We start from the raw sequence: 8,809 nt of genomic DNA on the forward strand, positions 1-8,809 counted from the left end.
ATGAAAATAATTGTTTTAAAATTTGGTGGAACATCTGTTGGTACGTTAGATAGAATTGTAAAAATATCTAAGATAATTATCTCTTATATAAAAAAAAAATACAAAGTTATTGTTGTGACTTCTGCAATGAGTGGCGTTACAAATGAACTAATAAAAAAAGCTGGAAAAATTTCTAAGAATTTTCCAAACTCTGAGAGAGATGTGCTGTTATCAACTGGAGAACAAATGGCTAGTGCCTTAATAGCTGGAAAGTTGTGTGACTTAGGTTTTAATTCTAGATCTTGGATGTCATGGCAGATCCCTATTATAACAAAAGGTAATTATAGCTCTGCAAGAATTATTAAGATTGGAACAGACCAATTAAAAAGATATTTAAAAAAAGGTGGAACCCCAATAATAACTGGTTTTCAGGGCTTAAACAAAGAAAGCAGACTTACAACTTTAGAAAGAGGCGGCAGTGATGCAAGTGCAATTATGCTCGCTAAATTTTTTAAAGCCAAAAGATGTATAATTTATACTGATGTTGATGGGGTGTATACGACTGATCCTAATTTAACGAAAAAAGCAAAAAAAATTAAAGCATTATCTTATGAAGAGATGCTCGAAATGTCCTCGCTTGGGGCTAAAGTAATGCAGCCTGCTTCAATCCAGGATGCAAAATTAAATAAAGTAAAAATTGATGTTAAATCATCATTTACAAACAAAGCAGGAACGCAAATAATTGGTAGAAAAAAGATTAAAGACACAAATATAATCAGGGGTGTATCTTTTACAAAAAATGATGCAAAAATAAGTTTACTTGGTGTTAAGGATAAACCAGGGGTAGCTGCAGCAATATTTGAGCCGTTATATAAAAATTCTATAAATGTTGACATGGTTGTTCAAAATATTTCCTCAGATGGTAAAGAAACAGATTTAACATTTACCATTAAATCTGATGATCTTCTTAAAACCAAAAAACTTATTTCTAGAAATAAAAAAATTAAATTTAAAAAGCTTATTGTGGATAAGAATGTTTCTAAAGTTTCCATTGTAGGGGTTGGAATGATTACAACTCCAGGGGTTACTTATCGAATGTTCCAAGCATTAGCAAATAAGAAAATAAATATTCTTGTTATTTCTACTTCTGAAATAAAAATATCTGTTTTAATTAAAAGTAAAAATTTAAAAAAATCAGTTGAATTATTACATAAAGAATTTAATTTAAATAAATGAGTTATAAAGAATTTAGAGATATAAAAAGAAAACAAACAAAAGAGATAAATGTCGGCGATGTAAAAATTGGAGGGAACAACCCTATCACAGTCCAGTCAATGACAAATACTTTAACCACCGATGTTAAAGATACAATTAAACAAATTAATGATTGTGCTGAAGAAGGCGCAGAACTTGTAAGAGTTTCATGTCCCGATGAGGAGTCAACAAAGTGTTTAAAAGAAATAGTAAAAAACAGTAATGTTCCAATTATTGCAGATATTCACTTTCATTACAAAAGAGCTATAGAGGCAGCTCAGAGTGGTGCAAAATGTTTAAGGATAAATCCAGGTAACATTGGCAATAAAGAAAAAATTAAACAAGTAATAGCAGCAGCTAAGGATTATAATTGCGCATTAAGAATAGGAGTGAATGCTGGTTCTTTGGAAAAAGATATCTTAGAAAAATATAAAGGCCCTTGTCCAGATGCTTTAGTTGAAAGTGCAATAAGGAATATCAAACTTATAGAGGACGAAGATTTTTTTAATTTTAAGGTTAGTGTTAAATCATCAGACGTGTTTTTATCAGTAGCATCATACAGACTCCTTTCATCTAAAACAGATTACCCTTTGCATTTAGGGGTGACAGAATCAGGTAGTTATATTCCAGGAAGTGTAAAAACTTCAATAGGTCTTGGCTCTCTTTTAATGGAAGGTATTGGTGATACAATAAGGGTTTCTCTTTCTGACGATCCTATTAAAGAGGTTAAGATAGGCAATGAAATTTTAAAATCTTTAAATTTAAGAAATAGAGGTGTAAAAATAATTTCATGTCCTTCTTGTGCACGACAAGGGTTTGAAGTAATCGATGTAGTAAAAAAACTAGAAGAAAGATTATCTCATATTAAAGCACCTTTAACTTTGTCAATAATCGGATGTGTTGTTAACGGCCCGGGAGAGGCAGCTTCAACCGACATAGGTATTACTGGAGGAGGAAAAGATAGTAATATGCTTTATCTCAAAGGTGTTCAGCAGGAAAAATTATCAAACGATGAAATAATTTCTAAAGTAGTTTCCTTAGTTGAACAAAAAGAAAAAGAAATAATTAAATAAATATTAATGATCCCAAAAGAAAAGGTAAAAGATATCATTACCAAACATGGAGTTTTAGAAAAAGAACTTTCATCAGTTTCAATAAACAAAAAATTATTTGCACAAAAATCAAAGGAATACTCTGATCTTAATGGAATTATTGAATATGCGAAAGAATATTTATCTTTTGAAAATACTAAAACTGATTTAGAAAAAATTATTGTTGACCATAATAGTGATAAAGAAATGATAGAACTTGCAAAAATTGAGTTAAATCAATTAGAGACCAAAAATAACAATAATGAAAAAAAACTTAAAGTATTTTTAATACCCAAGGATGAGGCAGACAAAAAAAATGCCATAATCGAAATCAGGGCTGGAACTGGTGGTTTAGAGGCAAGTTTATTTGCTTCAGATTTATTTAAGATGTATGAAAAAGTTAGTAATAAAAAAAAATGGGAACTAGAACTCATCAGTATTTCCAAGAGTGACGCAGGAGGCCTTAAAGAGGTAATTGCTTCTATCAAAGGAAGAAATATTTATTCATCACTTAAATATGAAAGTGGTGTACACAGAGTTCAAAGAGTCCCAGACACAGAAACACAAGGAAGAGTCCATACTTCAGCAGCTACGGTTGCTGTTTTACCTGAAGCTGAAGAAGTTGATATAAAGATTGAGGATAAAGATTTAAGAATAGATGTTTTTAGAAGTAGTGGACCAGGAGGCCAAAGTGTCAATACAACTGATTCTGCAGTTAGAATTACCCATATTCCAACTGGAATCGTAGTTAGTCAACAAGATGAAAAATCTCAGATAAGAAATAAAGAGAAAGGATTAAAAATTTTGAGATCAAGGATTTACGAATTTGAGAGACAAAAAAGGGATGAAGAAAGATCAAAGGATAGAAAAAGTAAAATTGGCACAGGTGATAGATCTGAAAGAATTAGGACATATAATTTTCCCCAAGGAAGGGTAACGGATCATAGAATAAACCTTACACTTCATAAATTAGAGGAGTTTATGGAGGGAGAGATATTTGATGAAATGATCGAAAATTTAAGTTTAATGGCACAAGAGGAAGAATTAAAAAAACTAAAATAATGAATATTCTTACCTCATTAGAAATTGGTTATAAAAAGCTTAAAAAAATACACTCTTCATACAAAATTGATAGTGAAATTCTACTTTCAAAGACACTTAATATCTCAAGAGAGGAAATGCTTTTAAATTTGAATAAAAAAATTGATCAAGAAAGCCAAATTAGATATCTAAATTTTATTGAACAAAGAGTTAAGAGAGTGCCAGTCGCATATATCACTAAAGATAAAGAATTCTGGAAGAACAAGTTCGCTATAGATAAAAATGTTTTGGTCCCGAGGCCCGATACAGAGATTTTAGTTGATGAAATCTTGAAACTTTTAAAAAAAAATGACTCAAAATGTTTGCTCGATATTGGTGTTGGCTCAGGATGTATTTCAATTTCGATTTTAAAAGAGAGAAAATTATGTAAGTTCATAGCAATAGATACATCCGGCAATGCTTTAAAAGTAGCGAAATTTAATGCAAAATTGCATCAATTATCAAATAGAATTAAATTTTTTAAAAGAGGTGTTGACAATTTTTATTACGGTAAATATGATTTGGTTGTAAGTAACCCCCCATATATTTCAAAGCATAAGATTAAGTATTTGGGTGATGTAATTCATGAGCCTAAAATTGCTCTTGACGGTGGTTGTGATGGTCTGGAAACAATAAAAAAAGTGATTTCAAGATCAAAATATTTATTAAAAAATAATGGTAAACTAGTTCTTGAAATTGGCTTTAATCAGAAATACAAAGTGATTGAATTCTTAAAAAAAAAAAATTTTTTAATAAATAGAATAATCAAAGATTATGGAAATAATGTAAGATGTATTATATCTACAAAGATAAAATGAGAAATAATGAGACAATTCAAAAATAACCTGAAAAGAAACCGGGGTAGAAATCATTCTGACAGACCCTTTAAAAGGAACGGCGAAGTAGACAGATTAAACGGAAATTTTATTAACAATGAAAATTCTTACAGAAGAAAACATAATAGAAATAATGGAAATGTTCAGAAACTCATTATTAAGTATAAGGATTTAGCTAGAGAAGCATTGTCAAATGGTGATAAAATTTTGTCCGAAAATTATTTTCAATATGCAGATCACTTTCTCAGAGTTTCTCTGGAAGAAAAAGAAAAAGAATCAACAGTAAAATAAATTTCAATTAACTTTATAGATTAATTCAGACTTAAGCACGTCTGTTTTAATTCTTACTATCTCAAAATCTTCTCTACTTTTGCCTTTAAGAGATTTACCAGGAGGTAATTTTAGTGTCTGAGAATTTACCTTCTTCCCATTCTCTATCACTTCATAGTGAAGGTGGGGACCAGTAGACATTCCAGTTGAACCAACATAACCAATTACTTGACCTTGTTTTACTCTTGTGCCTGGAACTGAAAGATTTGAAAATTTTTGCATGTGAGCATAAATAGTTTGGTAAGTTGTGTTATGTTTTATCTTTACACAGTTTCCGCCTCCCCCGCACCAACCTGCTTTAATAATTATTCCATCACCTGACGCCATTATTGGTGTACCAAGGGGTGCAGCAAAGTCTGTCCCTCGGTGCATTTTATTAAAACCGAGGATAGGGTGCTTTCTCATTCCAAAAGGCGATGATAATCTAGCTCCATTAATTGGAGTTTTCATTAATGCTTTTTTTATACTTTTTCCGTTTTCATCATAGTGACCAGTGAAATTTTTTTTTGGATAAAAGTATAATTGATTTGTTTGACCTCTAAGAACTAAATTTGCATAAACTATATTTCCAGTATTAAATACTTCTCCATTTTCATCTATAAATGTCTCATATAAAATTTGGAATGAGTCATTTTTTCTAATATCCCTTTGAAAGTCTACCTGAAATCCATAAAGTCTTGCAAACTCAATAATTATACTTGGGCCAATGCCTTGGGTAGTAGCTGATTTATATAAACTTGATTTTATAACACCCTCTTTAAGAATTAATCTTTTAGTCAAATTAGTTACAATTTCTGACTTTGTTAATTTCTCATTTTCTATGCTTCTTTGCACTTGAATTTTTCTTGTTTTTGATATTGGGATTAGTAAGCTCAAAATCTTTTTGTTTTGCTTGTCTGAGTTATCTAAAATAATGTTAATAGTTTCATTCGCTCTAATTCTATTCGCGTCTTTTTTATCAATGACACCAAAAATTTTATTTATCTCAACATTTGTAACGGATAATTCTTTAAGAATAGTTTTTAAACTTTGTCCTTGTTTAACAACATAGTCAATTTCTTCATATCTTGGTGTTAAGCTAAATAGTAAATGATTTAATGTCTTTTTAAAGTAAGTGTTCCTCAGCACTTTGAGATATTCTTCATCAACTTTTTTACTTTGATTGTTGTAAAGCTGAATAATCATTGAGGAAATTACTAATAGTAATATTAAAAGAAAAACCTCAGTGTTCTTTTTAAAAAACGATGTAACTTTTAGTTGAATTTGTTTCATGCTTTAAGCATTTACCAGATCATAAATTTATTTGAAGGTTAAAAAACTTGAATTTTATTGGGTTTTTTGAGGTTTTTTTTATCATAATCCCTTGATTTACTGCTATTTTGTACTATAAGCGTCCATTCCAAACAACGATATAGTTGTTATTTATTAGGATTTTGTCCTAATTAGCTATTTGAATAGTAAAATTTTAAGAAGAGAAGTGTGGACGGTTAAGGTTACCAAAATTTGTCGTACACACTTCAACATTATATAAATTTATTCTTAGATTTATATAGAAGCTAGTGTGCGCCGTTTTTAAACTTGAGAGTTTGATCATGGCTCAGAACGTACGCTGGCGGCACGCCTAATACATGCAAGTCGAACGAAGTAGCAATACTTAGTGGCAGACGGGTGAGTAACATGTAGGTATCTTCCCATTGGTGAGGAATAACACGAGGAAACTTGTGCTAATACCTCATAAGTCTTTACGGAGAAAGCTTTATGCGCCGATGGATGAGCCTGCACTTGATTAGTTTGTTGGTAGGGTAATGGCCTACCAAGACAATGATCAATAGCTGATTTGAGAGGATGATCAGCCACATTGGGACTGAGACACGGCCCAAACTCCTACGGGAGGCAGCAGTAGGGAATCTTGCACAATGGGGGAAACCCTGATGCAGCGATGCCGCGTGAGTGAAGAAGGCCTTTGGGTTGTAAAGCTCTTTCGTCGGGGAAGAAAATGACTGTACCCGAATAAGAAGGTCCGGCTAACTTCGTGCCAGCAGCCGCGGTAATACGAAGGGACCTAGCGTAGTTCGGAATTACTGGGCTTAAAGAGTTCGTAGGTGGTTAAAAAAGTTGGTGGTGAAATCCCAGAGCTTAACTCTGGAACTGCCATCAAAACTTTTTAGCTAGAGTATGATAGAGGAAAGCAGAATTTCTAGTGTAGAGGTGAAATTCGTAGATATTAGAAAGAATACCAATTGCGAAGGCAGCTTTCTGGATCATTACTGACACTGAGGAACGAAAGCATGGGTAGCGAAGAGGATTAGATACCCTCGTAGTCCATGCCGTAAACGATGTGTGTTAGACGTTGGAAATTTATTTTCTGTGTCGCAGCGAAAGCAATAAACACACCGCCTGGGGAGTACGACCGCAAGGTTAAAACTCAAATGAATTGACGGGGACCCGCACAAGTAGTGGAGCATGTGGTTTAATTCGAAGATACGCGCAGAACCTTACCAACACTTGACATGTTCGTCGCGACTTTAAGAGATTAAAGTTTTCGGTTCGGCCGGACGAAACACAGGTGCTGCATGGCTGTCGTCAGCTCGTGTCGTGAGATGTTGGGTTAAGTCCCGCAACGAGCGCAACCCTCACTTTTAGTTGCCATCATTTAGTTGGGCACTCTGAAAGAACTGCCAGTGATAAGCTGGAGGAAGGTGGGGATGACGTCAAGTCCTCATGGCCCTTACGTGTTGGGCTACACACGTGCTACAATGGCATTTACAATAGGAAGCAAAACGGCGACGTTAAGCAAATCCTAAAAAAATGCCTCAGTTCGGATTGTACTCTGCAACTCGAGTACATGAAGCTGGAATTACTAGTAATCGCGGATCAGCGCGCCGCGGTGAATACGTTCCCGGGTCTTGTACACACCGCCCGTCACACCATGGGAGTTGGTTCTACCTTAAGGCAAAGCTTAAAACCTTTGACCACGGTATAGTCAGCGACTGGGGTGAAGTCGTAACAAGGTAGCCGTAGGGGAACCTGCGGCTGGATTACCTCCTTTCTAAGGATGAAAAGAATTTTTAAAATTCTTTTCTAAATATTAAACAGGTTAATGTTGACCGTCCGCACTTCTCTTTTTAATTTTTTTTGTTTTTCTCTTGAAAACAATGAGGGCCGGTAGCTCAGTTGGTTAGAGCACACCCTTGATAAGGGTGGGGTCGATAGTTCGAGTCTATCTCGGCCCACCAAATTTATCTGGGGGATTAGCTCAGCTGGGAGAGCGCCTGATTTGCATTCAGGAGGTCAGCGGTTCGATCCCGCTATCCTCCACCAAGAGAAAACTAGTTATTTTTTTCGTGAATATTTTTTAAATTATCAATATCTATATCCGATTGTTCGAATAGATGAACAATCAAGAATGTTCGAATAGATGAACATTCCAACAAAATTTGATTCAACACAGAATTTTTTTCTGTGCATAAATCAAGCGTTTAAGGGCGTGTGGCGGATGCCTTGGCACTAAAAGACGATGAAGGACGTGGTATACTGCGATAAGTTTCGGGGAGCTGTATGCAAGCTTTGATCCGAAAATTTCCGAATGGGGAAACCCTACACTTTATGTGTAACTTTAAATTGAATACATAGATTTAAAGAGAGAACCTGGAGAACTGAAACATCTAAGTAACCAGAGGAAAAGAAATCAATTGAGATTCCGTGAGTAGTGGCGAGCGAAAGCGGATCAGGCCTGTAATTTATTTAAGAAAATTTGAATAGTATGGAAACACTAACCAAAGAGGGTGACAGTCCCGTAAAAGTAATGCTTAAATGAATTCTTGAGTAAAGCGGGACACGTGAAATCTTGCTCGAATTTAGGGGGACCACCCTCTAAGCCTAAATACTCTTTAGTGACCGATAGTGAACTAGTACCGTGAGGGAAAGGTGAAAAGAACCCCTATTAGGGGAGTGAAATAGAACCTGAAACCGCATGCCTACAATCAGTCGAAGCTCTTTTTAGAGTGACGGCGTACCTTTTGTATAATGGGTCAGTGACTTAATTTATTAAGCAAGCTTAAGCCATCTAGGTGTAGGCGTAGCGAAAGCAAGTCTTAATAGGGCGATTAGTTTAATGAATTAGACCCGAAAACGAATGAGCTTACCATGAGCAGGTTGAATGCAAGGTAACACTTGCTGGAGGACCGAACCAGTTGACGTTGAAAAGTCTTTGGATGACTTGTGGTAAGGGGTGAAAGG

At 34.4% G+C, this 8,809-nt stretch carries 6 protein-coding genes, 2 tRNA genes and 2 rRNA genes (1 of these 10 cut by a window edge); 9 read left to right on the forward strand and 1 reads right to left on the reverse strand.

The features are described 5' to 3' along the window. Genes AMN84_RS02665 through AMN84_RS02685 form a run of 5 tightly spaced genes read left to right on the forward strand, consistent with a single transcriptional unit; the run spans position 1 to position 4,531 of the window. On the forward strand, positions 1–1,215 hold the full coding sequence (locus AMN84_RS02665) for an aspartate kinase (RefSeq protein ID WP_075483163.1): 1,215 nt from the start codon (positions 1–3) through the stop codon (positions 1,213–1,215). Beyond that, complete coding sequence (gene ispG / locus AMN84_RS02670; protein WP_075483164.1) at positions 1,212–2,306, forward strand: flavodoxin-dependent (E)-4-hydroxy-3-methylbut-2-enyl-diphosphate synthase; 1,095 nt, start codon at positions 1,212–1,214, stop codon at positions 2,304–2,306. The genes AMN84_RS02665 and ispG overlap by 4 nt, the downstream gene beginning before the upstream one ends. Before the next feature lie 6 nt (positions 2,307–2,312). Beyond that, the gene (gene prfA / locus AMN84_RS02675; protein WP_075483165.1) at positions 2,313–3,386 is read left to right on the forward strand and encodes a peptide chain release factor 1; all 1,074 of its coding nucleotides are present in this window, start codon (positions 2,313–2,315) and stop codon (positions 3,384–3,386) included. Continuing rightward, positions 3,386–4,222: a peptide chain release factor N(5)-glutamine methyltransferase gene (gene prmC, locus AMN84_RS02680; RefSeq protein WP_075483166.1), complete on the forward strand. Its 837-nt coding sequence runs from the start codon at positions 3,386–3,388 to the stop codon at positions 4,220–4,222. The genes prfA and prmC overlap by 1 nt, the downstream gene beginning before the upstream one ends. Positions 4,223–4,228: 6 nt before the next feature. Next, positions 4,229–4,531 carry a DUF4167 domain-containing protein gene (locus tag AMN84_RS02685; protein WP_075483167.1) on the forward strand — a complete coding sequence of 101 codons (303 nt, stop codon included), beginning with the start codon at positions 4,229–4,231 and terminating at the stop codon, positions 4,529–4,531. 3 nt (positions 4,532–4,534) lie between these two features. Here AMN84_RS02685 and AMN84_RS02690 read toward each other — a convergent pair whose 3' ends face one another. Next, positions 4,535–5,842: a M23 family metallopeptidase gene (locus AMN84_RS02690; RefSeq protein WP_075483168.1), complete on the reverse strand. Its 1,308-nt coding sequence runs from the start codon at positions 5,840–5,842 to the stop codon at positions 4,535–4,537. Positions 5,843–6,144: 302 nt separating this feature from the next. Here AMN84_RS02690 and AMN84_RS02695 point away from each other — a divergent pair. From AMN84_RS02695 to AMN84_RS02710, 4 genes are all read left to right on the forward strand, one after another. Next, positions 6,145–7,619: ribosomal RNA gene (locus tag AMN84_RS02695) — 16S ribosomal RNA — on the forward strand. A gap of 110 nt (positions 7,620–7,729) precedes the next feature. Beyond that, a tRNA-Ile gene (locus AMN84_RS02700) sits at positions 7,730–7,806 on the forward strand. Positions 7,807–7,815: 9 nt separating this feature from the next. Beyond that, positions 7,816–7,891 (forward strand) — tRNA-Ala (locus AMN84_RS02705). 148 nt (positions 7,892–8,039) lie between these two features. After that, positions 8,040–8,809, forward strand: a 23S ribosomal RNA gene (locus tag AMN84_RS02710) (it continues 1,983 nt past the right edge of the window). Together the 16S and 23S rRNA genes with 2 tRNA genes alongside form the textbook arrangement of a ribosomal RNA operon.

The sequence above is a fragment of the Candidatus Pelagibacter communis genome, assembly GCF_001180105.1.
GTDB lineage: Bacteria > Pseudomonadota > Alphaproteobacteria > Pelagibacterales > Pelagibacteraceae > Pelagibacter > Pelagibacter ubique_K.

Coding starts and splice junctions, on each gene's coding strand:
- AMN84_RS02665 (WP_075483163.1), top strand. CDS start 1: ATGAAAATAATTGTTTTAAAATTTGGTGGAACATCTGTTGGTACGTTA.
- AMN84_RS02685 (WP_075483167.1), top strand. CDS start 4,229: ATGAGACAATTCAAAAATAACCTGAAAAGAAACCGGGGTAGAAATCAT.
- AMN84_RS02690 (WP_075483168.1), bottom strand. CDS start 5,842: ATGAAACAAATTCAACTAAAAGTTACATCGTTTTTTAAAAAGAACACT.
- prfA (WP_075483165.1), top strand. CDS start 2,313: ATGATCCCAAAAGAAAAGGTAAAAGATATCATTACCAAACATGGAGTT.
- prmC (WP_075483166.1), top strand. CDS start 3,386: ATGAATATTCTTACCTCATTAGAAATTGGTTATAAAAAGCTTAAAAAA.
- ispG (WP_075483164.1), top strand. CDS start 1,212: ATGAGTTATAAAGAATTTAGAGATATAAAAAGAAAACAAACAAAAGAG.